A 26361-nucleotide genomic window follows, 5' to 3' on the forward strand; every position below is an offset into this window, starting at 1 on the left:
AATGAGCTTGCGTAACGGATTAGTGGCTGAGTACTTATTTCATGGCAATGCGAACGATTCCAGCGGAAACGGAATTCACGGACGCGTTGAAGGCGCTGTACTGACGTCAGATCGGTTTGGGCAACCGAATTGTGCATATGCATTTGACGGTGAGAAAGCCTTTATTGAGATTTCCCCTCCGCCGTTATTAAGCAGGGAAGCGTTTTCTATCTCTGTTTGGGCCCGATATGATGAGAAGGCATCTTTGGCGTGGTGGAATAACGCCATTGTTTCCCAAGATGATGGCGGAAAGAACAAGAATAAGGACAATCTTCGCCGTGTATTTCAACTAAGTGCTTTAGGCCCAACCATCACTTGGCATCGAATGAAAGAAACGACCGACGCGGTGTCAAAAAGTCATCTAAAACGCGGTGTTTGGTACCATATTACTGCAGTATTCGATGGTGCATTTCATAAATTGTATATCAATGGAGAACTTCACGATACCCAAGCCGGAACACTCAAACCTCACCCAGAGGAACCGATTTTTATCGGTAAAAAGAATACAAATGAAAAACGATTTTTATTTCATGGCGTTCTTGATGATATTCGCCTTTACAATAGGGTCCTTTCTGAACAAGAAATAACATCCCTTTATACGGAAAATGGATACACAGGCACTATGGACGAAAACATGCAACAAGGAAACGAATCCAAGGACGAGAAGGTTATGGAGGCCGGAGTCGGATACCGGGAGTATAAAGTTATCGGAATAAGGCATTGTGGATTGTTTTCGGAGTACGGAAAGATCGTTCCTCAAGCCGTGCAAATACTTCAAGCTCGTAAGGATGAAATACCCGGGGGAACCGGCACCGAGGTCATCCTGTATGAGCCTATACGAGGCGGCGACCATATCGAGGGGTATTTTTATACCGGGTATTTAGTGACGGAATCGGCTGCAGACATCCCGGAAGGAATGGATTATTTTCATCTATCGGGCCATTATGCATCTGTAACTGGTGATGAGTCCCGTATGGGTGAACTTTACGGGTTTCTGGATGGATGGATTCGAAATAATCAGCTTCAAAAAGATTGGCCGAATGCATTCATTATAGAAAAATATGATCAGGATCAGCCAAACCAAGTTGAAATTTGTATGAAGATAAGGAATCAAAACTAAAATGTTTTCGGATTGGAATAAAAACCTGTTGAATCGCGAATTTTCCCACTATCCGTTTATCCGCGAACTTATGCAGAGGGAGGGGTTTGGGTGCAAAGTTTACGGGCCGCCTTTGAAATCGTGTTTTTACCGCCAAATAAGTTCAATAAAACACGATTTCAAGAGCGGTTGAAACCCCATACCCCTTCCCTTTGCAACGCGCGAACAGTCTTGCGGTTTCGATTGTTGTCTTTCCAGTCTGATCTATACGCAAAAGCATAATGTGAATTTGCTCGGCATCGGCGAGAAGATGTGGTTCATTTCAAATTATCCGCTAGTCGCAACTGTGTTGTATCACTTAAAATGAAACGATCCGGTTTCCGATTAGCAGAGAAGCAATTGCTTACTCCAACTCTAAGAATTGTTATAGGAATCTACAAGTTTTGAATCTACTGGCTCCGTTTTTCGCGTGATACAATCGAATGGTCGAGGAGATTCCGGGTCAATGAGCCGGCTGCAAAGCAGAGACGACAGCGGTGACGCTGTTGTTGCCAGACAATATTCAATAAGCCAAAACCGGCTATGGTTTTGGACAAAGCGCCTCTTGCTCTAGGACAGAGGCGTTTTTGCCTGTTCGAAAAATACTGCGATTCTTTCGGAGCGCGTATAACTGCCTCCGTCACGCTGCTTATAATGGAGACATCCGACTACGAGACGAGGAGTGAATCATACACGATGCCAAACTGGCGGCGCTTGTTTCCGAACACCTTGAAGTATAGGCTTTTCATAGCCTACATCACCCTCCTGATGATTCCTTTGTGCGTCGCTATTTTTTATTTGTTCCAGCATTTCGAATCCATTCGCCAGAAAGACATGATGGACCGCATGACCGAACGTATGCAGCAGGTCTATGTGTCCTTGACGGATATGATGGCATTCGCCTACAAGGCGAATATCATGCTGAGCCAGGACGAGAGTCTGATCCAGATCATGCACGATCCGGACAAGTACGATCCCCTGGAACGCAAGAAAGTGATCGAAAGCAAAATGTTCGGCATCAATAACAGCTTTTTTTTCCATCAGACGGAATTGTATTTTAGATTCATCGACCGTAAGGGCAATGTATATACGTCCTATGCTCCCAACGGCCAGTTGACCAATAGATTGAAAGAATTGCAAGATTGGCAGAATAAGCTGCAAAGCGGGTCTCATCCATACCGCTGGATGGCGGATGATTGGAATGATGTGAGCGGCAGCCAGGGGAGCAAGCTCCTGAGCCTGTACACCGTACTGGATGACCAACTTCGGGGAAATTACGGACTGGCGCGCATCAGCATCAATATTCAAGAATGGTTCCGCAGTACGTTAAAGGATAGTCCGGCCAACAAGGATCTGACCATCTTTACCGGTCAGGGAGAGATCGTTCTGCAAAGCAAGGAAACAGCTTTCAGCAACGATATGATGCAAAGGATCATGTCTGTAAAGGCAAAGGAAGGACATTTCGAGGAGCAACGCGCTTTGTCTCTTGTCAATTACAGCTATCTGGAGGAGCTGGACTGGTATGTCGTCAGTCAAATGCCTTTAAGCGAGCTTCAGCAGGAGATCCGGCGGTTAAGGGTTATCTTTTTCTTGTTTCTTACTATTCTGGTGATCGCCTTCGTGCTGGTGACTATTTTCCTTTCTGCCCGCATGACGGAGCCTCTGTATGTCCTGAAGCGGAGCATGGAGGAAGCATCGGACAAGAAGCTGAATGTCAAAATTTCCATCGGCAACAATGCGACAGACGAGGTGCGCTCCCTTGGCGAAAGCTTCAACCGAATGATTGATGATGTCGTCGCGCTCATTAACAAGCTTAAGCTGGAGGAGCGGCAAAAGCAGGCGGTTCGTTTCCAAATGCTGCTCTCCCAAATGAACCCGCATTTTCTGCTCAACACCTTGAACACAGTCAAATGGATTGCCAGAAAAGAAAAACAGGAAGCGATCGCAGGCATCTGCACCTCACTGGGTGTAATTCTGGAGGCAAGCTTGGGCTCGGAAGTGGAGATGATCACCCTTAAAGAAGAAATACAGCTATTGCGCTCTTACGAATCCATACAGGCGTTTCGCTTCCGGGATCATTTCACCATCATCTATGAAATGGATGAAACGGTACAATACGCACTGGTTCCCAAGCTTAGTCTGCAGCCTCTGGCGGAGAATTCCATCGTCCATGGCTTTGATGCGGCCCAAGGCTGCGGCACCATATGGGTCAGGGCAAGGGCGGAGGGAAGCGACCTTATTCTCGAGGTGGAAGATAACGGCATCGGCATGGAAGCGGCCGCTCGAAGACCGGGTAGGCGAAGCGGGCACGGGATCGGTCTAAGCAATCTGAGAGAAAGGCTGCAGCTGCTTTTTAAGCGGGAGGACTCTATTGAATTTATATCCGGCGCGGAAGGAACTCTGGTCAGGGTCCGGTTGCCTTTGCTGATTGCGACGCCCTATTCACAGGAAGGAGATGGCGGACATGTGGACGGTTTTGCTGGTGGAAGATGAAGGGTTTGTCCGGGAGGCCATCCGGGAAACCGTCGACTGGGAATGCCACGGCTTTTGCGTTGCGGGAGAAGCGGGAAACGGCCGGGAGGCTCTGGCGGCAATTCTGGAGCTTAAGCCCGATGTAGTGATTGCCGATATTGTCATGCCGGGTTTGGACGGGATTGAACTGCTGAAGGAAACGCGGAAGGCGGGAATCCGCAGCCGGTTTATTATGCTTACGGCGATGAGCCATTTTGAATACGCCCGGGACGCCCTTCAATACGGAGCCTTTAATTATTTGTTAAAACTATCCTTACATGACGATGTTCTGTTGGACAACCTGGCGCGGATCAAGGCGGAATTGCTTGAAGAGCTTAAGGGGTCGGGAGAGGCGCTTTATCCGTTTTATCATCGTACCTGGTCGGACATACGGGAAACAGGCGCATCCGCTCATGGGGATCAGACCGGAACGATTGCGGCGGCGGCAGCGGAGAAATTCCGTACTCTGGGGCTTGATATTATTGCCGTACTGAGCGGAGCCGTTCCTGCTTCTGCGGATCAGGCGGGTATCCGACCGGAAGCGTATCTGTTGGTCCAATCTTTCTATGAAGGGGGACAGACAACCTTCTTTTGTTGGAAATTCCATAGGAAGGAAGAGGATGTCCGCTTGGATAAGCCGGACTTTCCGGCTGGACTGGCAGCCGGCAGCAGTCTGGTCCGTCTGCCCCAGGATTGGCGGCGGGCGCTGAATCAGTTGAACGGCGACTGGTACGGCCGTGAGGCAAGCCCGAAGAAGGAACGCCACAAGCTGCCCCCCATTGCGGAGCTGGATGCCGAGCTGATCCGGTGCTTTGAAGAACGCGACGAATCCAAATGCGCCGAGGCGGCAGCCCTTATGTGGGAGAGCATGGAAGCTTCGTCGTTCTCCCATATGGAAGTGAAAATGCTGGCGGCCCATCTTCTTCATATTCTGGCGAGGCTGGCCGGACGAAAGTCGGAGGATCGGGACGGAATCAACTCGGCCGTCGGCCATGAATCGCTGCTTGTGCATGTGCAGCAAACCATACGGGAGCTTATCCGGCACTTGAAGGAGGAGAATGTCCGTTTTACGGATCATCCCGAGGTGAATCGGGTAATTCAATATATGCTGGAGCATTACAAGGAAAATATCAAGGTTACGGATTTAGCCAAGCTGGTAGCCATCAATGGGGACTACTTAAGCACCGTGTTCGGCAAAAAAACCGGACTGACGCCAATCGCCTATCTGCAAAATATCCGGATCGAACAGGCGAAGCGTTTGCTGCTGCATACCAAGCTGAGTGTGGAGGAGATCGCCTTTCAAACGGGCTTTGCCGACGATGCCTATTTCATCAAGGTATTCAAGCGCATGGTCGGACAAACGCCCAGTTCGTTCAGGAGGGAGAACAATCTCTAAGTTTTGTACTATCACCTTACAAGTTTCCACTCTAAGAAGATAAGGCGCAGCTTGGTAAAGTTGGGAGGAATCAAACATCCGATTGCAGGGAGGTTACAGGTAAGATGAGAAACAGAAAATGGATGAGAGCAGGGCTGTCAGCGCTCGTGGCAGTGCCTCTGGCCCTTGCCGGCTGTGGTGGAAAAGATAATGGCAATCAAACGGAGGGAACGGCTTCTCCTGCGGCAAGTTCGGCGCCTAGCGCAACGGTTAATAAGGATCCGATCAAGCTTACCATGTGGGGAGGAGTACCGGCCGAGAACGGTCCTCAGGCGGTTGTAGACAACTGGAACAAGCAGAATCCGGATATTCAGGTGGAGTATGTGCGGTTCGTCAATGACGATGCCGGCAACCTGAAGCTGGATACGGCGCTTATCTCCAGTCAGCCGGTGGACATGTACATGAACTATGATTTCGGCCTCTACGAGAAACGGATCAAAGCGGGCAACGCTCTTGATCTGAGCAAGTTCACCGACTACAACGTGGACGCAAAAATGGGCACAGGCGCCGCCTTGTGGAAGGTGGACGGCAAGTATTACGGCGTTCCCACCCAGAAGGGCATGTCCTTTGTCTGGCTGAACAAGGACATGCTGGATGCCAAGGGGCTTCCGGTTCCCACAGACTGGGGGCTGGATGAGTTCAGGGATTATGCGAACAAGCTGAAGGGAGACAAGGTGTGGGGAGCGGCGCAAACCGATTATTACTTCAATGTGCCCATCAATGGCTCCATGCTGAAGCAAAATCTGCTGCTGACCAAACCGGACGGTACGTCGGCCTTCGATAATCCGCTGACGGTCAAAGCGCTTCAGGCGTATTCGGACATGATGTTCAAGGACAAGAGCATCATGCCCCATACGGAGCAGATCACCTCGAAGCCGGCCCTGGACCAGATGTTTGTGAAGGGGGAAACGGCGATGCTATTCTCCACCAACCAGATTTTCCGGACCACCAACAATGTAAAGGATTATCCCCGTACCTTCAAGGTTGCGGCAGCGCCGGCTCCCAAGGTAAACAAGGATCAGACCGACTATATCAACGCCGGCGGATTGGGCGATGTGCTCTCCGTCAATCCCCGCACCAAGAATCCGGAAGCGGCCTGGAAATTTATCAAGTGGTATGCGGATAACGGCATGCTGCCGATGGCGGCAGGGGGCAGAGTGCCTTCCTCCAAGGATTTCCCCGTCGATCAGGCTGTCAGTTTGATGTTCAAGGACGTGGAGAACACCTATGACATCGAGTCCATCAAGCGGGTTATGTTCGGCAACCTTTCGCTCGGATTAAGCCGTCTGGACAAAAAAACGGGAAGCGAGCAGCAGGTCGTCTATGACAAGGTCTTCTCGCAGAAGCTGACTCCCGAGGCGGGGGCGAAGGAACTGGCTCGGGTGCATAACGAGAACCTGCAAGCGGCCAAAAAATAGGATGCCTGGCAGTCAAAGGAGGAGCAAAGACATTCGTGCTGCGCTTCTCCTTTGCTGTAAACCCCTAATTATAGAGAGAGGCGGTGACTGATCGTGAACTGGATGAAACGGCAGAGGCTGCTCGGCTATGTATTCATCGGCCCCAATCTTATCGGAATGACGGTATTCATGCTGATTCCAGCTCTGTTCTCCTTTTATTTGATGTTTACGGATTGGGTATTCGCTAGCGGGAAGCCGCCGCATTTTATCGGATTGGATAATTTCAAAATGATGGTGAGAGACGACTTATTTGCCGTATCGGTTAAAAATACCCTGATGTTACTAATCCCTGTGCCGATTGCGATTATGCTCGGTTTCCTGATCGCGGTCATCCTGAATAATCGTGCCTATTTCCAAAAGACGCTGCGGGCCTTCTTCTTCGCGCCCCATTTTACCAGCGGCATCGCGATTGCATTCGTCTGGATGGTGCTGTTCCAGCCCGCCTCCGGTCCCATCAATTCCTTCTTGCGCTCCATTGGCATATCTGAGCCGCCCCAATGGTTTGCCTCACCCGATACCGCCATGTTTGCGGTCCTCGTCATGATGATTGCAGGCGGCATCGGGTACAACATGATTATTTATTTGGCCGCTCTGCAGGAAATATCCCTGGAGCAGTTGGAAGCCGCCAAGATGGACGGAGCGACGTTTTGGCAGCTTTTGCGACTCGTTATTTTGCCTTTGGTCAGCCCGACTACCTTTTTCCTGATGATTACCGGGTTTATCGGCTCCATCAAGGGCTTCGGCATGATCTATGCCATTACGCAAGGAGGGCCCGCCAACAGCACGACGGTTTTCTCCATTTTCGCTTACAAGAAGGCATTCACTTTTTATGAAATGGGATATGCGTCCGCCGTTTCGTGGACCATGTTCCTGCTCATCCTTGGTATTACGCTAATGCAATGGGCAGGTCAGAAAAAGTGGGTCCATTACTAAGGAAGGGGAAAGACAAGACATGCATGCAAGAAGCGCCAGAATCATCAAAGAGAGGCTGGGCAAAGGCTTGAACACCATGATTATGGCTTTGGCTAGCTTGCTTTTGCTGTCGCCCATGATCTGGATGATCAGCACTTCGTTTAAGAAAGCCAAGGACGTCTTCACTTTCCCGATCCAATGGATTCCGAGTGAACCGGTGCTGACCAACCACATCAAAGTTTGGACGACCGGAGACGGATTTGCCCTCTTTTATTTCAACTCTCTGAAAATTTCCCTGATCGTCATGATCGGAGCGCCGCTGCTCGCCGCTATGGCCGCATATGGATTCAGCCGCATTGCATTCAAAGGCCGAAACGTCATTTTCTTGCTGTACCTGTGTCTGATGATGATTCCGCAGCAGGTGCTGTTTGTCCCCAAATTCATCATGTTTGAGTGGATGCATATTTACAACACTCATTGGGCGCTCATTCTGCCCGGGCTGTTTACGGTATTCGGCGTATTTATGATTCGGCAATTTTTCATGAGCATCCCCCATGAGATATCCGAAGCGGCCTTCATTGATGGAGCGGGGCATTTCCGGATTTTCGTTCAATTGTTCCTACCTCTCTCCAAGCCGGTCTTGGCAACCTTCGCCATCATTGATTTTACATGGACCTGGAACGATTATGAGAACGCGCTGATCTTTCTTCTGGACAAGAAGCTTTATACGGTTCCGCTTGGCATGCAGAACTTCATGCTGGAAGCCGGTGTGGACTACAACATGATGATGGCTGCCGCCACAGCGAGCGTCGTGCCGCTGCTCATCGTCTTCTTCTTGGGCCAGAAATATATCATTCAAGGCTTCTCAAGCTCCGCCGTCAAAGGATAAGGAGAGATGGTGGCAATAACAGGAGGTGTAGATTATGGTGAAAAAAATGTATATATGGTTTTTCTCTGCCGTAATTGTGCTATCTACCGTCCCATTTACGTGGTTGAATTCAAGTGTAGTCCATGCAGCTGCCGCCGCCCCCTTGCCCTACTCGAGCACGTTCGATAACTGGACTGTCGGTCGCAGCGGCTCGATCAACGCTGCCTTCACCGCAACCCTCAATGGCCACACGGGGGCCGCTCTCAGCATCGTCAATCAGACGCCCAAGGCCTCGAACACCTTCGCCCAGATGTATCAGACGGTCAAGGTCAAGCCCTCTACGCTCTACCGCTTCAGTGCGTGGGTCGCGTCGGACGGCCTACCCTCGGGCGCACTGCTGGCCGTCCTCAGCGACGACTGGGGAATACGGTACAGCTTCCCCAGCGGAACCTACGCGTGGCGGCAGGTGACCTGGACCTACACGACGACGTCAAGCCAGACGAGTATGACGCTCCGACTCCTCACGCAGGACGTGACCCCCGGGGTGCGCATCGACGACATGACGATGGTCGAGAACGGCACCACTCAGAACCTGCTTAGCAACAGCGGCTTCGAACAGCACTCCTACTACTTCGGAGTCTCGAACAGCACGCTGCTGTTCGATCCGGGCACGGCGGCGATCAACTTCATCACCGACGCGCCCAACCCCGCCTCGGCCAGCTGGACGGTCCGTGATGTCCGAGGCTTGCCGGTCACGAACGGAACGGCGCCCTACGCCGGCGGAAATGCCGCCATGGACCTCTCCGGCCTCGCCAACGGCTTCTACACCATCGAGGCGACGTCGACCGCCGACAACGGCGCCCTCAACTTGTCGACATCTTTCGGTGTGGTGCCGCCCATGCCCGCAGCCGCGAAATCCTCCGATTCGCCGTTCGGCGTTGGAATTCACGGTCTCGACAGCACCGTGATCGCGGGTCTGTCGCGCATCGGCATGTCGCACGCGCGGACCGACGCTGCGTGGTCGTCTGTGGAAAAGTCACCGGGCGTCTACACGTTTCCGAGCACCCTGACCGACGGCCTTGCTGAGCTGCACAATGCCGGGATCGAGCCGCTGCTGATCTCCGACTACCGCAACACCCTCTACGACGACAACCTGACCCCGAGCTCACCTGAGGGTCTGGCCGCCTACGGCAACTACACCGCTGCGCTCAACGACCAGTTCAAGAACTACTCGCAGGCGACGGAGGTTTACAACGAGTTCAACATCAACTTCAACAACGGCAAGTGCGGTCGCACTCCAGCCTGCTACGTACAGTTGCTGAAGGCAGCCGGGGCGGCAGTGAGCGCGAAGAACCCCGACGGAAAGCTCGTCGGGCCGGCGATCTCCGGAGCGTCGGCGGACTTCGTCAAGCAGGTGCTCCAAGGCGGCGGCTCCGACATCCTGAGCGCCGTTTCGATCCACCCTTACCGGCACCCGCAGGCGCCCGAAGGCATGGAGACCCAGATGGCCTCGATGGTGAAGACCATCAAGGACACCGCGGGCAAGGACATCCCGTTGTGGCTGACCGAATTCGGCTGGCCGACAAACACCCCGGTCAACGGCATCACCGACTCCATGCAGGCCGACTATCTTGTCCGCTCGAGCGTGCTTTCGTTGGCTGGCGGCGTGGCGAGGCTATATTGGTACGACGCCCGGGACGACGGAACCAGCCCCACCAACCAGGAGCATAACTTCGGCTTGTTCGAAGTGCGCCGTGCCACCGCGGTGAACGCGGCCGAGCCCAAGGTCTCCGCGGTCGCCCAGTCTGTCATGGCTGCAGAGCTGGCGGGCAAGACGCTAACCAGCCGCGACTCGCTCGACTCGTCGACGTACTCGTACGTCTTCGGATCGGGAAGCGACGCGACCCGCGTCATGTGGGCTCCGAGCGGCGGTAAGACGGTCATGCTGACCACCGACCAGCCGCTGACGCTCACCGATGAGTACGGCGCGCTGACCACGCTGACCCCATATGCGGGAGCGGTGAGCGTCGCGTTGACCGAGCACCCGGTTTACGTCACCGGTGCATCCACCGCTGTCGCGCTCAGCACAACTCCCGGCATCACGCTTCAGACCTCTTCGACGGTCGCACAGGGCGAGAGCATCGAAGTGCGGGCCATTGTCGATCGCAGTGGTGCTAACTGCCAGTCCGTTCCGTCGACCGTTACCTTCAACATCGAAGGTCTGCAGAAGGACGTCCAAGTGGACGGATGCACCACCGGTGAGGCCGTCTTCGACATACCGACCACTGCATCGCAGACCGCCAGCTGGGTGACTGGCAAGGCGTCCACGAACGGCGGTAAGTTCGCGAGCCTTGCGACCTCCACCATCTCCATCACTCCGGCAGTCACGGCGAACGTCGACTTGCAGCTTGTTCGCCATAGCGAAGGGTACGCCGAGCAGGCGGTCGTCACCGTTGCGAACAAGTCGCGCGTCACGCCGGTCACCCTGAACAACATCACGTGGAAAGTCGGCGACCAATCGGGCACGATCGACGAAACCTCGACCGTCGAGGCCGGCAAGAGCGTACAACACACGCTCCCCTTGTCGAGTCTTCAGCTGTGGAAGCAGGGATACCTCGATCTGAGCGTCGCCGTCCAAGACAAGGATCCGGTGACTCTGCACCGGTCCGTGGGTATAGGTCCGATCGAGCCGGACAGCAACGCCACCGTAGCGCCGATCGACCTCGCAACTGATGTTGCGTGGCAGAAGTATACCGCGGACTGGGGCGGTGCGTCCGATCTCGGCGGAACCACCAAAATCACCGAGACCTCAAACGGGATTCACTTCCACGCAGAGGTGCAAGATGACGTGTTCCGTCAGACGAACCCAGCGGGCAACATGTACAACGGCGACTCGATCCAGATTTCGTTCTCGGCGGCTCAGCCGGGCGCCTCGCAAGAGCGCACCGAGATCGGTCTCGCCCTCACGCCGAGCGGCCCCGCCGCCTACACCTTCGCAGCGTCGGGACTTGCCTTGACGGGATCCACCCCGACGGATAGCCTCTCGGTTACTAGGTCAGGCACCGTGACGACCTACGACGCCGTCATTCCGTGGCAGAGCTTTGGGCTCACCGCCGCCCCTACGGATACGTTCGCTTTCTCGTTCCTCGTGAACGACGACGATGGCACCGGCCGTAAGGGCTTCCTGGAGTGGTCGTCCGGCATCGGGAAGAGCAAGGACACCAGCGTCCACTTCCCCGTGCAGCTCACCAGTCAGTTGCCCGCCCTGGACGAGACCGCACCCGCCAGCGTCGCGCGGATCAGCCCGGAGGAGCCGACCGGCAGTAACGGATGGTATACGTCGGATGTAACGGTAAGCCTCAGCGCTTCGGACGATTTGTCGGGCGTAGCGAATACAGCATACAGCTTAGATAATGGAGCAACCTGGACACCCTATACGGCACCGGTAACCTTCAATCAGGACGGCATATACACCGTTAACTATCGTTCGACGGACCAAGCCGGGAATGTAGAAGCGGTTAAATCCGTCAGCTTCAAACGGGATTCGAAGGCTCCGACCATCACGGTAACCGGTTTGGTATACGGTTCTTATCCCGACTCCGTGGATATTGTGCCAATCGTTACGCTTAGCGATCGATTGTCCGGTGTGGACGGCACGAAATTTACGGTAACGTTGGATACGTATGGGGTACAACCGGGATCGACGATTCCCCTCTATACTCTTCCGCTTGGTACGCATACGTACACCGTAACGTCTATAGATCTGGCGGGGAATGCAGACAGCCAAACGATAGTGTTCGAAACCACGACGAGTATAGAAGCCTTGAAGTCGTTAATTGCTAGCTTTACGAATATAGGTTGGATTGATCATGCAGGGATTGCGAATAGCTTGCAGCGCAAATTGGACGCGCCTAATCTGACTGGATTTGTAAACCAAGTGAAGGCACAAACCGGTAAACATCTGACAACCCAGGCGGCATACTATTTACTTCGGGATGCCCGGTACTTAATGGAGTTGTCCCGTACCCAGTGACCATTTAAGGAATTGAGCGCTAGCGGAAGCCGCTAAAGCGCTCTTTTTTTGTCTGTGAAGATTTCCATATGGACGAAAAAACGCGCATTTCCTTTAATTTTTAGGAAGATTCTTAGTAACCGGCGTCAGGAGCCTTCTCTAGCCATACCACAGCAGGAAGTTTATTCCCGTTGTGAACCGCAGGAAGGCGGTTATATAATGACTTCTGTCAGGAGGGATGATTCCGGTGAGATTAGACGCATCGCAAGCCACATTTTCGCAAATGCTAATTTCCGGGACGCTGGTGCATGAATCGGACTTTAACGAAATCCAAAAACGTCTTGGTTTACACGTGTTTCCGCACTTGGTGATCGTCTTCTCCATTGACCGTTATTATGACTACGCCGTCGGTCAACCTTTTGTTTGGCGTGCGGACATCGGACAAAAGCTTGTTAAAGCGCTTTATAAAGCGCTAACCGTACCGTTTCTTTGGGTATGGGTATCCGAAGGCGTACTAGCGGTACTTCTGGAGCTCAAAACCGACGTCATACCGAAAGAATCCTACCGTGAAAAGACACTGCAAATGGTTAGCGATACCCAGACTTTGATCGACCAGCAAGGTTTTTCCGTTTCCGCCGGAATCGGTACTTACTATGATAACCCATACATGCTGCATCATTCCTACGAAGAAGCGAAGGAGTCGATGATCGATCGATTTTTTCAGGGGAATCGGCTTATTTTTCAATATGAGAAGAGAAGAAAACTCGAAAAAAAATGGGTTCAGGTCATTGCGTACGAGGAGAAGATGGAGCTGCTGGCGCGTGTAAAGATCGGCGATGTTGAAGGCTCCATCGTTTATCTGAAAATTTTGCTGGAACGGCTAGCCCAAGCGTACAAGCATAGTATCGACATGTTCAAATCCGAAACGCTTGACCTGATTATGACCGTTTCCAGGCTAGTGCTCGATGTGGGAGGAGACGCGTCCGAGCTGTTATCCGATAACGCCAGAGTCATTCAAGATCTATATAACACGATTCGTTACGATAAATACGTCCATAAGGTTTGTGACTATTGGCGGAAGCTGGCGAGACAGGTTGCGGAATCCCATGCGCGCGAGGCGTCGCCCGTCATTCGTTCGGCGATCGAATATATGAAGGAACATTTGCAAGAGAAAATTACGCTAGTGGAGATAGCACGTAATTGTTATCTAAGCACGTATCACTTCGCGCATCTTTTCAAGAAGGAAGTAGGCATGAGTTTCGTCGAGTTCATGAACAAACTTCGAATCGAGAAAGCCGTACACTTTCTGGAAACGACGGATTTGCCCGTTCAACATATTGCGGCTCAAGTCGGAATCCAAGACGCCAATTACTTTACGCGCAAATTTAAGCTGATAATGAACTGCACGCCTACCGAGTATCGCGCAGCAAAATTGTGCTAGTGTTTCGCAAATTCCGCTAGATTCATGAAAGCGCTTTTACAGTATGATAAATGACATAACCGAGCAGGGGGGCTAGAACATGAAAAAATATTCAATGCTTACGGCAGGCGTGATTGCGGTATCTCTAATGGTTTCGGGTTGTGGTGCAAAGCCGACCGATTCCGCCTCAAATAACAACGCTACCAACAAGGACGGCACTACGATAAAGCTGGGCTGGATCGGCCCGTTGACAGGCCCGACTGCGACGGACGGGACACATAGCAGAGATGCCGCGTTGCTTGCGGTCGAGCAATATAACAAAGCCGGCGGTATCAACGGCAACAAAGTCGAGCTGGTAGCCGAAGACGATCAAGGAAAGCCTGAAGAAGCATTGAAAGGCGTTCAGAAATTGATCAATAACGATAAAGTCGTCGCTCTAGTTGGAGGCGCTTACAGCGGGCCGACGAAAACGATTGCGACCAAAATGCAGGAGCTAAAAGTACCGATGGTTATCGCATACGCCGTACATCCGGATGCGACTAAGGGCGGCGATTATGTGAATCGCGTCATCTATACGGGTCCGCTTCAAGGAAAAGCGATGGCCGATTATGCCGTGAACGATTTGAAGAAAAAGAATGTAGCCGTACTTTACGTCGATATCGACTATGGCAAATCGATTTATACCGCTTTCAAAGAAGAGATTGGAAAGCTGGGAGCGAGCGTTGCGATCGAACGTCCGTTCAAGATGGGCGACAAAGATTTCAGCTCGATCCTGACCGCAGTAAAAGCCGCTAACCCGGACGCCATGTACGTAGTCGGTTACTATAATGAAGCTGCCGCAATCGTCAAGCAAGCGAAAGAAGCGGGAATCGGCGCTCAACTGCTCGGGGTTGACGGTTTCGATTCGCCGAAATATTTGGAGCTGGGCAAGTCCAATACGGAAGGTTCGACCTTCACGACTTCCTTCTTCGCCTCCGATAACCGGCCTGTTGTTAAAACGTTCGTAACTCAATGGCAGGAAAAATTCAAGGATGTACCGGACATGCTTTCCTCGCAAAGCTATGATGCCGCAACGGTCATTCTGGAAGCGATGAAAAAAGCCGGAACCGATAAGGAAAAGCTTAAGCAGGCCATCAACGAAACCAAAGATTTGGAAGGTACATCGGGGAAAATTACGTTCGGCAGCGACCACGAAGTCATTAAACCGGTTATTTTCATGACGGTTAAGGACGGGAAATTCCAATACGTCAAATCGAAAGTGTACAACTGACAATTCGCAAGCGGAAAGGATGGATCCTATTGGTCTTTATTCAGCAGTTGATTAACGGCATCTCCATCGGATTCATTTATATATTGATTGCGGTCGGACTCACCATGGTGTACGGAGTTCTTAAGCTCCTTCATTTTGCCCACGGTACGATCTATATGGTCGGAGCCTTCGCGGCAATGGTCGGTATGACGTATTTGCACATGCATTTTGTCGTCGCCTTTCTGTTCGCAATGGCCGTATCGGGCGGGGTGGGCATATTGATCGAAAAATACGCTTACCGCCCCTTGCGGGGGGCGCATCCGATTACTACCTTAATCAGCGGTATCGGTATCGCGATCGTGCTCGAGAACGTCTTTCAAGTAATGTTTACATCGGACACGAGAGCGTTCCCGGAGACGGGAATCGAAATCTCGATCATCAATCTGACAGAGTCGATTACGTTAACGAATATGAAGCTGATCATCATTGTTGCCGGTATCGCTCTTCTCGGTTTTCTGTACGCGTTTCTGAAATTTACGAAAATGGGACTGGCGATTCAAGCGACATCCCAAGATTTGCGCGCAGCCTCTTTGATGGGTGTCAACGTCAACCGCGTCGTGGCCGTAACCTTTTTGCTCGGATCGGCTCTGGCAGCGGCTGCAGGAATCCTGGTCGCGCTCAATTTCAACTCGATGTATCCGACGATGGGCTCGATTCCCGGACTGAAAGCGTTCTGCGTCGTCGTGCTGGGCGGTCTCGGTTCCATACCGGGAACGATTGTCGGCGGGCTGATCTTGGGAATCGTCGAGTCGCTCAGCGACGGTTTTATGACAGGGATGGTAGTCGATAAAGACGCGATTGCGTTTATCATTTTGATCCTTATCCTTCTGGTCAAACCATCCGGACTCTTCGGCAAAAACATCGAGAAGGTATAGGTGATCTCGTATGGACCATTTATTCAATCCTTATTATGTCGATATCGTCGTCTTTCTCGTCATTTATATTTTGCTCGGACTCGGGCTTAATTTGATTACAGGATATGCCGGACAAGTATCGCTCGGTCACGCCGCATTTTTCGGAATCGGCGCTTACGCTTCGGCCATCTTGTCGGTGAAGGGCGGGCTGGATACCTGGTTGTCGATGGTTTTGGCCGTGGCCATCGCCTTCGTGTTCAGCGCTGTGCTCGGGCTTCCGAGCCTGCGGGTCAGGGAAGATTTTTTGGCCATTACGACGCTCGGTCTCGGTTTGATTATTCAATCGTTTTTCAAAAACGCCGATATTACCGGCGGCGCATACGGGATCGATTCCATTCCTACGCCTTCCTTATTCGGGTGGAAGCTGGACAACTCGGGCTATCTGCTGTTAGTGCTGGTTGTGATGGCTGCCGGCATCTATGCGCTCAAAAAAATGACAGGTTCCCGTATCGGCAGGGCGTGGATGGTCATTCGGGAAGATGAAACCGTTGCCAAAGCGATGGGGATTAACACGACCTACTACAAAGTTCTCGTATTCGCGATCGGCGGCGCTTACGCCGGGGCTGCCGGAGCGTTGTTCGCCCATAAGGTATCCTTCATCGGAGCGGATTCCTTCGGATTCACGGTTTCGGCAACCGTGCTCAGCATGGTCGTGATCGGCGGATTAGGGAGCATTCGGGGCACGTTATTCGGCGTCAGTCTCCTTTACTTGCTCCCTGAAATGTTCCGGTTGTTCAAGTTCGATTTTATCGACATGAAAGACTTGGACATGTACAAGATGATCATTTACGGGCTGTTGATGGTTTTGGTCGTACGGTATCGTCCGAAAGGGATTTTCGGCAAAACGGGAGTCAAACTCAAACCGATGAAGCCGCAAGCGGCAGCGACGTCAAAGGACGGTGACAACGGTGCTTAAAGTGAAAGGGGTCACGAAACGTTTCGGAGGACTCACGGCCGTTCATGCGGTCGATTTCGAAGTCAAACCGGGAGAGATTGTCGGTCTGATCGGACCGAACGGAGCGGGGAAGACGACGTTCTTCAATATATTGACCGGCATTTACAAGGCGGACGAAGGGACGATCAATTTCGAGAACAAACCGATTCAGGGGCTGCCGCCGTTTCGCATAGCGAAGAGCGGAATGTCAAGAACCTTTCAAAATATTAGACTGCTGAAGGATGAAACGGTGCTGGAAAACGTCAAAGTCGGCATGTTCGGCCGCACGAAAACCGGTCTGTGGTCGGCGATTCTCGGCATGCGCGCCTCCAGGACTGAAGAAGAGCAGGTTGCAAAAGTAAGCCTGAAGGCTATCGAGCTTGTAGGATTGAAAGGATTCGAGCAGGAACAGGCGGGGAGCTTATCGTACGGCAACCAGCGGCGGATCGAAATCGCGCGCGCCCTTGTCGCAAGTCCCAAACTGCTGCTTCTCGACGAACCTACGGCCGGAATGAACGCGCAGGAGACCAAAGAAGTGGACGATCTGGTGCGGAAAATCAGGCAAAACGGAACGACGGTCATTCTGATTGAGCATAACGTCGGCATGGTTGTCGGATTGTGCGACCGTCTTGTCGTGCTGGATCACGGCGAGAAAATAGCGGACGGCAAACCGGAGCAGGTCATCGCACATCCGAAAGTCGTCGAAGCGTATATCGGCAAAACTGACGAGGAGGCGAGTCCCCTTGCTGCAAATTCGTGATCTTAACGTATCATACGGGAGCATACATGCGGTTCGCGGGCTTTCCATTCACGTCGACGCCGGCGAGGTCGTCACGCTGATCGGTTCGAACGGGGCAGGAAAATCGACTACGGTGAATGCCATTTGCGGAACGATTCCTTCCAAGGGCTCCATAAGGTACGAAGGTAAAGAACGGAACGGCGCCTCCCCTCACGTCCTAGTGAAGGACGGGATCGTCATGGTCCCTGAAGGGAGAAAGGTGTTTCCGAAGCTTTCCGTCGTCCACAACCTGCTGATGGGCGCGTATTCGAGAAAGGCGTCGAAGGCGGAACTGCAGCGGGATATCGATTACGTATTCGGTCTGTTTCCCCGATTAGCCGAACGGAAAAGTCAATTCGCAGGTACGATGAGCGGGGGCGAGCAGCAAATGCTGGCCATCGGCCGCGCACTCATGGCGAAGCCCAAGCTGCTGATTTTGGACGAGCCCTCCATGGGCCTCGCGCCGATCGTGGTCAAAGATATTTTCGAGACGATCCGAGTGATCAAGAAGCAAGGTTTAACGACGCTCTTAATCGAGCAAAACGCCTCCATGGCTCTATCCGTAGCCGATCGAGGGTATGTGATGGAGCATGGGGAAATCCGATTCCACGATACCGCGCACCATTTGCGCACGCAAGATAGCGTCAAGAGGGCGTATCTCGGCCATTCATGATCCGGCCTGCCGAAGGGGAGATTGCACTTGGGAACCATCGACTTATTGAATCCGCCGGAAATTGTCCGGCGTTCCGGCTGGCGTGATCGCTACGAAACGAAAGTTTCCGCCTGGCTGACGCCATGGGATGGAGAAGAGCGGGTCGATGTCGGGTTTATCGGACTCCCGCTGTCCAAAACGTCGATCTCCGTATCGGGAGCATCGATGACGCCTAACGCTCTGCGCGAATTGTTCGTCAGCGCGACGACGTACAGCATCGATCACGACGTCGATTTGCAGGAGCTTAAGGCGCGCGATCTTGGCGATATCCGAATGCATGTGACCGATCTGCTGCAATGTCACGCCAACATCGAGCAGGGCCTGAAAAACATATATCGTGCGATGCCGGATCTGTTTCCAATCCTTGCAGGCGGCGATCATTCGATCACCTGCCCTTCCGTCAAAGCTTTCAAGCATCGGATCGGCGGCGGCAAGGTCGGGATCGTACAGCTCGATTCGCATATGGACGTCAGAAATCTTCAAGACGGAGGACCGTCCAACGGTACGCCCATACGCGGGCTGATCGAATCCGGTACGGTCGAAGGGCGCCACATCGCCCAAATCGGCTTGCACGGCTTCGCCAATTCCAAACCTTATCGCGATTATGCGGTCGAACAAGGCATCTCGCAGTTTACGGCGCGGCAAGTGGCGCTTGAAGGCATTCACGGCTTGGTGGAAAAAGCGATGCTCGTAGCGGGAAACGGCACGGATGCGATCTATGTAACGGTGGATATGGATGTGCTGGATCAAGCGTACGCCCCCGGGGTACCTGCCATGGTTCCGGCAGGGATGACTTCCTGGCAGCTGCTGGAGGCGGTATTCCTGCTCGGACAAAATCCGAGGGTGCAGGGGTTCGACATCGTCTGCGTAGATCCGATGCAGGATCCGAGAAAAGCTACCGTTCGTACGGCATTGCACGTCATTCTGACATTTCTTGCGGGGTATAGTAAACGCGGATCTTACTAACAAACCAAACATAAGGGAGACATTCTCATGCAAAATACAGCTGGTCGTACGTACCGCGCACCTCATGGAACGAAGCTCACGGCAAAAGGTTGGCAGCAGGAAGCGGTGCTCCGGATGCTGTTGAACAATTTGGACCCCGACGTTGCGGAACGGCCCGAAGATCTGGTCGTTTACGGGGGGATCGGCAAAGCGGCGCGAAATTGGGAATGCTTCGACAAGATCGTGGAATGCTTGACCGAACTGGAGGATGACGAAACGCTGCTCGTCCAATCCGGCAAACCGGTAGGCGTCTTTAAGACGCATCCGCTGTCGCCTCGGGTTCTCATTTCGAATTCCGTCATCGTTCCGGCGTTTGCCAATTGGGATACGTTCCACGAGCTCGATAAAAAAGGGTTGATGATGTACGGACAAATGACGGCGGGCAGCTGGATTTACATCGGCAGTCAGGGGATTTTGCAGGGAACGTACGAAACGTTTGCCGAGGCGGCCCGGCAGCATGCGGGCGGAACGCTAAGAGGAACGCTGACGGTAACCGCCGGACTCGGCGGAATGGGCGGCGCTCAGACGCTGGCCGTCACGATGAACGATGGCGTCGTAATCGGCGTGGACGTCGACCCTTCCCGCATTCAACGGAGAATCGATACGCGCTACTGCGATGTCATGGTTTATGAATTAAACGAGGCTTTGAAGCTGGCCAGCGAAGCTCAGGAGCAGGGCAAAGCGCTCTCGATCGGGCTTGTCGGGAACGCGGCCGACATTTTCCAGGAGCTTGTAGCGCGAGGTATCGTTCCCGATTTCGTGACGGACCAAACTTCCGCCCACGATCCGTTAAACGGCTATGTGCCGAGCGGGTATTCTCTCGAGGCGGCAGCCGAGCTGCGCAAAAGCAATCCGGCCGAATACGTGAAGCTGTCCAAGAAATCGATGGCCGCTCATGTTCAAGCGATGCTCGATCTGCAGCGAATGGGCTCGGTCGTATTCGACTACGGCAACAATATCCGCCAAGTTGCGCTTGATGAAGGAGTAAAGGACGCTTTCAACTTCCCTGGTTTTGTACCGGCTTACATCCGGCCGCTGTTCTGCGAAGGCAAAGGTCCTTTCCGCTGGGCCGCGCTTTCCGGAGATCCGGAGGATATTTACAAGACGGACGAATTGGTGTTGAAGCTGTTCCCGGATAACGAGCCGCTGCACCGCTGGATGCATATGGCGAAGGAGAAAATCGCGTTCCAAGGCTTGCCTGCCCGCATTTGCTGGCTGGGTTACGGGGAGCGCGTGAAATTAGGGCTGGCGATCAACGAAATGGTACGGAACGGCGAACTGTCCGCGCCGATCGTCATCGGGCGTGATCATCTGGATTGCGGTTCCGTAGCTTCGCCTAACCGCGAAACCGAATCGATGCAGGATGGCAGCGACGTTGTCGGCGACTGGGCGATCTTGAACGCGCTTGTAAATACGGCTTCCGGCGCGAGCTGGGTATCCGTCCATCATGGCGGCGGCGTAGGCATGGGGTATTCCTTGCATGCGGGCATGGTTGTGGTGGCGGACGGTACCAAAGATGCGGATGAAAGGCTGTCCCGCGTCTTGAATACGGACCCGGGGATGGGCGTTATCCGTCACGCCGACGCCGGATATGAGCTTGCTATCCAAACGGCCAAGGAACGCGGCGTTCGCGTGCCGATGCTGGGTATTTAAAAGAATAAAAGTAACGTGCAGCAAGTCCGAAAGGGATTGCTGCATGTCGAGGAGCGACAAAACGATGGAAAACAAGCCGATCGATCTGCTGATCCACAATATTGGGACGCTCATTACGATGAAAGGCAGCAAGGGTGCGCGTAGAGGCGGCGACATGTCGGATGTGGCGGCAGTACGTAACGGGGCCGTGGCCATCAGGGACGGGATTATCGTCGCGGCGGGGCCGGAGGATGAAGTGGCTTCTCTGATCGGCGGTCTGCCGGTCGTACAGAGGTACGATGCCGAGGGCTTGCTGGCGACCCCGGGACTCATTGATCCCCACACGCATCTGGTTCATGGCGGCTCCCGCGAGAACGAACTGGATTTGAAGCTGAAAGGTATGTCCTACTTGGATATTTTAGCACAAGGCGGAGGGATTCTAAGCACCGTACGTGCCACCCGGCAGGCGTCGGAGGAAGAACTGTATACGAAAGCTCTCAAAAGCTTGGATACGATGCTCGCCTTCGGGGTTACGACGGCGGAAGCCAAGAGCGGATACGGCTTGACGCTGGAAGACGAGTTCAAGCAGCTCAGGGTCGTCCAAAAGCTGAACCGGGAACATCCGGTCGATCTCGTATCCACGTTTATGGGCGCCCATATGGTGCCGGAAGAATATAAAGGCCGGTCCGAGGAGTTTGTAAGGCTTGTCACCGATGTGATGCTTCCGGAAGTCAAGCGTCAAGGGCTTGCTGAATTTTGCGATGTGTTTTGCGAGCACGGCGTATTTTCCGTAGAGGAATCGGAGCGGATCCTGCTTGCCGCGAAGGCTCTCGGCCTCGGTCTTAAAATCCACGCGGACGAAATCGAGCCGATGGGCGGCGCGCAGTTAGCCGGCAAGCTGGGCTGTATCTCCGCCGAGCATTTGATCGCCGCATCGGACGAAGGACTGGAAGCCATGCAGCGGGCAGGCGTTATCGCCGTATGTTTGCCGGCCACCTCTTTTAATTTGCGGCTGAAGCACCATGCACGAGCGCGCAGAATGATCGAGATGGGTCTCGCGGTGGCCCTATCCACGGATTATAATCCGGGAAGCTCGCCTACGGAATCGATTCAGCTCGTCATGACGCTGGGATGCCTCCAATTGGGGATGACGCCGGAAGAGGTTCTGACCGCCGTTACCATCAATGCGGCACATGCGATCGGGAAGGCGGATTCCGTGGGCAGTTTGGAACCCGGTAAAAAGGCGGATCTCGTTATTTTCGATGCCAAACATTTGGCCTATCTTCCTTATTACTTTGGAATCAATCATGTTCATACCGTGTTCAAGCAAGGGGAAAAGGTAGTCTCGAACGGAAAACGGATCTCATAACCGTTAGCGAATGGTCGAAGCGATTAAATGGCGCGGATGGATATAAAAGAGATGCGTCGATCAATGCCTTAGAGGGGGTTGGCAAGATGTCTAATTTGCGTGAAGAAGCACTTCGCTTGCATGAAAAATATGCCGGAAAGCTGGAGGTGCTTTCCAAAATTCCGGTTGAGACAGTCCGCGATTTGAGTCTCGTCTACTCTCCCGGAGTTGCGGAGCCTTGCAAAGAAATATATAACGAAGAAGATAAAGTTTATGACTATACGATGAAAGGAAATCTGGTAGCCGTTGTCACAAACGGTACGGCGGTGCTCGGCTTGGGAAATATCGGGCCGCATGCAGCCATGCCGGTGATGGAAGGGAAAGCGCTGCTTTTCAAATCTTTTGCTGGCGTAGACGCTATTCCGATTTGTTTGGACGCTAGCGATAAAGAGGAATTGATTAAAACCGTCAAACAGTTAGCTCCTTCTTTCGGAGGGATTAATTTAGAAGACATTGCGGCACCGGATTGCTTTGAAATAGAAGATCGGTTAAAAAAAGAATGCGGCATCCCCGTATTTCATGACGATCAGCATGGTACGGCTATCGTCATAGCGGCAGGACTCATAAACGCACTCCAACTGGTAGGCAAAACGATGGACCGAATTCGCGTGGTCGTCAACGGCGCGGGAGCTGCCGGCATTGCGACGATGAAGCTTTTGGGTCAAATGGGCGTCAAGGATATGATCATGTGCGACACGAAGGGCATTGTGCATGAAGAAAGACAAGAAGGAATGAATCCGTTCAAGCAGGAGATTGCCCGCATCACCAATAGAGGAAAAGTAAAAGGAAAGCTGGAAGATGCGTTGAGAGGGGCCGACGTTTTCATTGGCGTTTCTGCGGCTGGGGCGGTAACGAAAGAAATGGTCAGCTCGATGAGCCGTGATTCCATCATATTTGCCCTTGCCAATCCTGTACCCGAAATTATGCCCGAGGAAGCCAAGGCTGCCGGAGCCGCGATTATCGGGACTGGACGCTCGGATTTCCCGAACCAGATTAACAATGTATTGGCATTTCCGGGAATTTTTCGCGGTGTGCTGGACGTGCGAGCCAGAGAGATCAATGAGGCGATGAAGCTGGCCGCCGTACACGCCATAGCCGGTTTGGTACCGGAACATAAACGGAATCGGGACTATGTGATCCCGCATCCTTTCGATCCGGCAGTCGCTTCGAGCGTAGCTGCAGCCGTTGCCCAAGCCGCCATGGAAACAGGGTGTGCACGCATAACCGTTAATGTGGAAGAGGTTGTCCTCCGAACAAAGAAACGGATCCGCAAAGTCGATGCGGTGGGCTCCTATTCTTCATGGTATGCGGATACGACAAAATAGTTTGCAGACCTGGGACTTGGCATGTGCAGGTCCTTTTTTTTAGTCAGTTCGGGAAGGGGGACACGGAGGTCTACTATGTCTAACTCGATAAAAGTCTTAAGAAAACATGAGCAAAAAACGACCGCTTGGTCGGGCGGAACGACAACGCAGCTCGCCATTTATCCGGAAGAAGCGGATTACAAGGAACGAAATTTTATATGGCGAATCAGTACGGCTACCATCGATGCAGAACAGACGTTGTTTACCTCTCTTTCTCATGTTTGGCGAAAGCTAATGGTGCTCAAGGGAGAGTTGATTTTGGATCATGAAGGCAGTCATCGGGTATACCTGAGGGAATTCGATCAGGACAGCTTCAGCGGGGGAGGGGTCACCCGGAGCATAGGAAAGGCAACAGACTTTAATCTTATGATGGCAGAGGGATGCCAGGGAGAGCTGGAAGCGTTGTCTATCGGGATGGGAACGGTTCTCGAATTAGCTGGCTGCCCGGAAGATGACGAGTTCGCACAAGTAACGGAGGCGTTTTATTGCAGCCGGGGCAGAGTAAGCATTCGAATACACAAAGATAAACCTCTATGTTTAGAGGAGGGGGACCTGATTCTAATCCATCGGGACAGTTCCTTCCAACATAATAAAATTACCATTAAGAACGGGCATGAAACTGCCGCGCATGTCGTACGGGTCCGCATTGTCAAAAGCAGTACAAACAAGAAGTAAGCGACGAACGGATGCTGCATGGGTAGGGCATTTACGCAAAGAGATGCGCAACGTCGGTACCCACAGCCTGAACACCTTTTTTCTAAGTGTCCAGTCTATGGGTACCAGTCTAATGAGAGGCCCTTTTTTATTTTCGTTAGGGAACATCTGTTTAGGACTTATATTACGCATGCGAGGTAAGCGGAAACGTAAAGTGGTTCACTCCATCTATTAATAATGGTCGAACAAACAACGTATCGTCCGTCTCTGTGATATAGGCTTTCTGGATATTCACATTATCAGTATCGGGCACAAAGTGAAAATGAACGAGCTCCGTCTCATCGGATATCATACGGTTGACAACAGCCTCCAGATTGATTTTCTTCTTGCTTACAATGTCAAAAACATGGAGCCGGTTCTCTTCCCGCTCAAATAGTAGAATCGCATCCTCAGCTTGGTCATAATAGATTGCGTCACGAAAAACGATAAGAAAGTAAAACATCAACAGACCCTTATGATCCTTTACGCCAAATGTTGACGATACGGGAATTCTTCTTGCCGCAAATTCCTTCATCAACTCGAAATCCGCCCGATTGTCGACATCCAGCTTGCGCAAAGCGGATTTTTGAACAGCGAGCTTGTTCAAGTCTGAAACCGTCATACTGAAGCTGCTTTCCTGAACCTTCTCGAAGCCAAACTTCGGATAAAAATCCAGTACGGTATCATTAGCAAACAAAAAGATAAAATCATAATCCTTCTCGTATTTCTCTATGATATGATTCATCAGCTTAGTTGCCAGCCCTTGATAGCGATAATCCGGATGCGTCATCACTGTGCCCACTTGAATGGCTCTATATTCCTTCCCATTAGACGTCAGAACCATTTTGCTGATGGAAGCATTCGCAATAACCCGATCCCCGTCTACATAGGAATAACAGATGTAACGGTCATTCCAGCAGCCTTTGTCATACCACTCCTTAAAATCCAGCTTAAACATATGCTTGGCAAGCTCAAAAAAGCTCTCCCTATAGGTTTCGATCTGCTTATAGTCACTTATGAGCTGATACTCGTTCACGGCAACTCCTCCACTCTCGAATGTTTTTTTATCATGTTCAAGCAATCGACAACAGATCTATAGGCGATCACCTCCTTTATACATGCCAAAAAGACCACAAGAAGATTTCTCTTCTCATGGTCAAATTTCAGTCAATGATGAAACATACCTATCCCTCAGGATAAGATGTCATGATCGAACAGGAAATTTGTTTTGATCAGATACAATGTCTTCTTAACCGCTCATCGCAAAAGGGCATTAAAAATAGAACTAAGGGGATAGCCTTAATTTGACCTTTTGCAACTATTAAATTCGTTGGAATTTTAATTAGCGATTAATAAGTTTCATCATAAACAATCAAAACCTCTTTTCTGAATCGTTACCTATAACCGTTACACCGACAGCGCCTACTCCTCTAGCCGTATTTCATACGCATGCTCGTGCGTCCATTGTGCTACTGCATTAAGAGGTTCGATCAACGTTACGCCTAACGGCGTCAGCGCATATTCCACCTGAGGAGGGACATGCGGAAAGACGGTTCGCTTGACAATGCCGGCAGACTCGAGGTGACGGAGCGTTTGCGCAAGCATTTTATGAGAAATCCCCTCAATACTATGGTGCAGCTGGTTATATCGGCGAGGGGCCCGGTGCAGATGATAAATGATGATGACCGACCATTTTTGGAAGATCAGATCTAACACGCCTCGATGGGGACATTCATGAATGCCCTTCAGCTGCACAGGCAGCGACGGTACCATCTTTTCCTCCTCCTCGTAAAGTCGGTTATTGTACCCATAACTCACAT

Annotated in this window: 20 protein-coding genes; 18 read left to right on the plus strand and 2 right to left on the minus strand. The window is 52.2% G+C overall.

Translation table 11 applies throughout. The features are described 5' to 3' along the window. Position 1 precedes the first annotated feature (1 nt). From ACKGJP_RS13505 to ACKGJP_RS13590, 18 genes are all read left to right on the plus strand, one after another. The gene (locus ACKGJP_RS13505) at positions 2–1159 is read left to right on the plus strand and encodes a LamG-like jellyroll fold domain-containing protein (RefSeq protein ID WP_409346152.1); all 1158 of its coding nucleotides are present in this window, start codon (positions 2–4) and stop codon (positions 1157–1159) included. Between the two features lie 714 nt (positions 1160–1873). Continuing rightward, the gene (locus tag ACKGJP_RS13510) at positions 1874–3670 is read left to right on the plus strand and encodes a histidine kinase (protein ID WP_409346153.1); all 1797 of its coding nucleotides are present in this window, start codon (positions 1874–1876) and stop codon (positions 3668–3670) included. Continuing rightward, on the plus strand, positions 3642–5084 hold the full coding sequence (locus ACKGJP_RS13515; RefSeq protein ID WP_409346154.1) for a helix-turn-helix domain-containing protein: 1443 nt from the start codon (positions 3642–3644) through the stop codon (positions 5082–5084). The genes ACKGJP_RS13510 and ACKGJP_RS13515 overlap by 29 nt, the downstream gene beginning before the upstream one ends. A gap of 104 nt (positions 5085–5188) precedes the next feature. After that, positions 5189–6541, plus strand: coding sequence for an ABC transporter substrate-binding protein (locus ACKGJP_RS13520; RefSeq protein ID WP_409346155.1), 1353 nt, complete (start codon positions 5189–5191; stop codon positions 6539–6541). A gap of 102 nt (positions 6542–6643) precedes the next feature. Beyond that, positions 6644–7513 carry a carbohydrate ABC transporter permease gene (locus ACKGJP_RS13525; protein ID WP_409347155.1) on the plus strand — a complete coding sequence of 290 codons (870 nt, stop codon included), beginning with the start codon at positions 6644–6646 and terminating at the stop codon, positions 7511–7513. A 19-nt stretch (positions 7514–7532) separates the two neighbouring features. Continuing rightward, positions 7533–8381, plus strand: coding sequence for a carbohydrate ABC transporter permease (locus tag ACKGJP_RS13530; RefSeq protein WP_409346156.1), 849 nt, complete (start codon positions 7533–7535; stop codon positions 8379–8381). A 34-nt stretch (positions 8382–8415) separates the two neighbouring features. Beyond that, positions 8416–12393, plus strand: coding sequence for an OmpL47-type beta-barrel domain-containing protein (locus tag ACKGJP_RS13535; RefSeq protein ID WP_409346157.1), 3978 nt, complete (start codon positions 8416–8418; stop codon positions 12391–12393). 217 nt (positions 12394–12610) lie between these two features. Continuing rightward, positions 12611–13813: an AraC family transcriptional regulator gene (locus ACKGJP_RS13540; protein WP_409346158.1), complete on the plus strand. Its 1203-nt coding sequence runs from the start codon at positions 12611–12613 to the stop codon at positions 13811–13813. 79 nt (positions 13814–13892) lie between these two features. Continuing rightward, on the plus strand, positions 13893–15062 hold the full coding sequence (locus tag ACKGJP_RS13545; RefSeq protein ID WP_409346159.1) for an ABC transporter substrate-binding protein: 1170 nt from the start codon (positions 13893–13895) through the stop codon (positions 15060–15062). A 29-nt stretch (positions 15063–15091) separates the two neighbouring features. Next, positions 15092–15976, plus strand: a complete 885-nt coding sequence (locus ACKGJP_RS13550) for a branched-chain amino acid ABC transporter permease (protein ID WP_409346160.1) — start codon at positions 15092–15094, stop codon at positions 15974–15976. 10 nt (positions 15977–15986) lie between these two features. Next, the gene (locus ACKGJP_RS13555; RefSeq protein ID WP_409346161.1) at positions 15987–16931 is read left to right on the plus strand and encodes a branched-chain amino acid ABC transporter permease; all 945 of its coding nucleotides are present in this window, start codon (positions 15987–15989) and stop codon (positions 16929–16931) included. After that, positions 16924–17709, plus strand: coding sequence for an ABC transporter ATP-binding protein (locus ACKGJP_RS13560; RefSeq protein ID WP_409346162.1), 786 nt, complete (start codon positions 16924–16926; stop codon positions 17707–17709). Before ACKGJP_RS13555 ends, ACKGJP_RS13560 begins: the two co-directional genes overlap by 8 nt. Then, on the plus strand, positions 17693–18400 hold the full coding sequence (locus tag ACKGJP_RS13565; protein ID WP_409346163.1) for an ABC transporter ATP-binding protein: 708 nt from the start codon (positions 17693–17695) through the stop codon (positions 18398–18400). The genes ACKGJP_RS13560 and ACKGJP_RS13565 overlap by 17 nt, the downstream gene beginning before the upstream one ends. 27 nt (positions 18401–18427) lie before the next feature. Beyond that, the gene (locus ACKGJP_RS13570; protein ID WP_409346164.1) at positions 18428–19405 is read left to right on the plus strand and encodes an agmatinase family protein; all 978 of its coding nucleotides are present in this window, start codon (positions 18428–18430) and stop codon (positions 19403–19405) included. Positions 19406–19432: 27 nt separating this feature from the next. After that, positions 19433–21097, plus strand: a complete 1665-nt coding sequence (gene hutU / locus ACKGJP_RS13575; RefSeq protein ID WP_409346165.1) for a urocanate hydratase — start codon at positions 19433–19435, stop codon at positions 21095–21097. 64 nt (positions 21098–21161) lie between these two features. Further along, entirely contained in the window at positions 21162–22445 is a 1284-nt protein-coding gene (gene hutI / locus ACKGJP_RS13580; RefSeq protein WP_409346166.1) for an imidazolonepropionase, read from the plus strand. An 86-nt stretch (positions 22446–22531) separates the two neighbouring features. After that, positions 22532–23809, plus strand: a complete 1278-nt coding sequence (locus ACKGJP_RS13585) for an NADP-dependent malic enzyme (RefSeq protein WP_409346167.1) — start codon at positions 22532–22534, stop codon at positions 23807–23809. Between the two features lie 75 nt (positions 23810–23884). Further along, positions 23885–24523 carry a HutD family protein gene (locus ACKGJP_RS13590; RefSeq protein ID WP_409346168.1) on the plus strand — a complete coding sequence of 213 codons (639 nt, stop codon included), beginning with the start codon at positions 23885–23887 and terminating at the stop codon, positions 24521–24523. A 163-nt stretch (positions 24524–24686) separates the two neighbouring features. Here the strand turns inward: ACKGJP_RS13590 and ACKGJP_RS13595 are convergent, their stop codons facing one another. Then, entirely contained in the window at positions 24687–25577 is an 891-nt protein-coding gene (locus tag ACKGJP_RS13595) for a GNAT family N-acetyltransferase (RefSeq protein WP_409346169.1), read from the minus strand. Between the two features lie 386 nt (positions 25578–25963). Next, the gene (locus ACKGJP_RS13600) at positions 25964–26314 is read right to left on the minus strand and encodes a winged helix-turn-helix transcriptional regulator (RefSeq protein ID WP_409346170.1); all 351 of its coding nucleotides are present in this window, start codon (positions 26312–26314) and stop codon (positions 25964–25966) included. Between the last annotated feature and the right edge of the window lie 47 nt (positions 26315–26361).

Origin of the sequence: Paenibacillus litoralis (genome assembly GCF_046244365.1) — a bacterium.
Taxonomy (GTDB): domain Bacteria; phylum Bacillota; class Bacilli; order Paenibacillales; family NBRC-103111; genus Paenibacillus_V.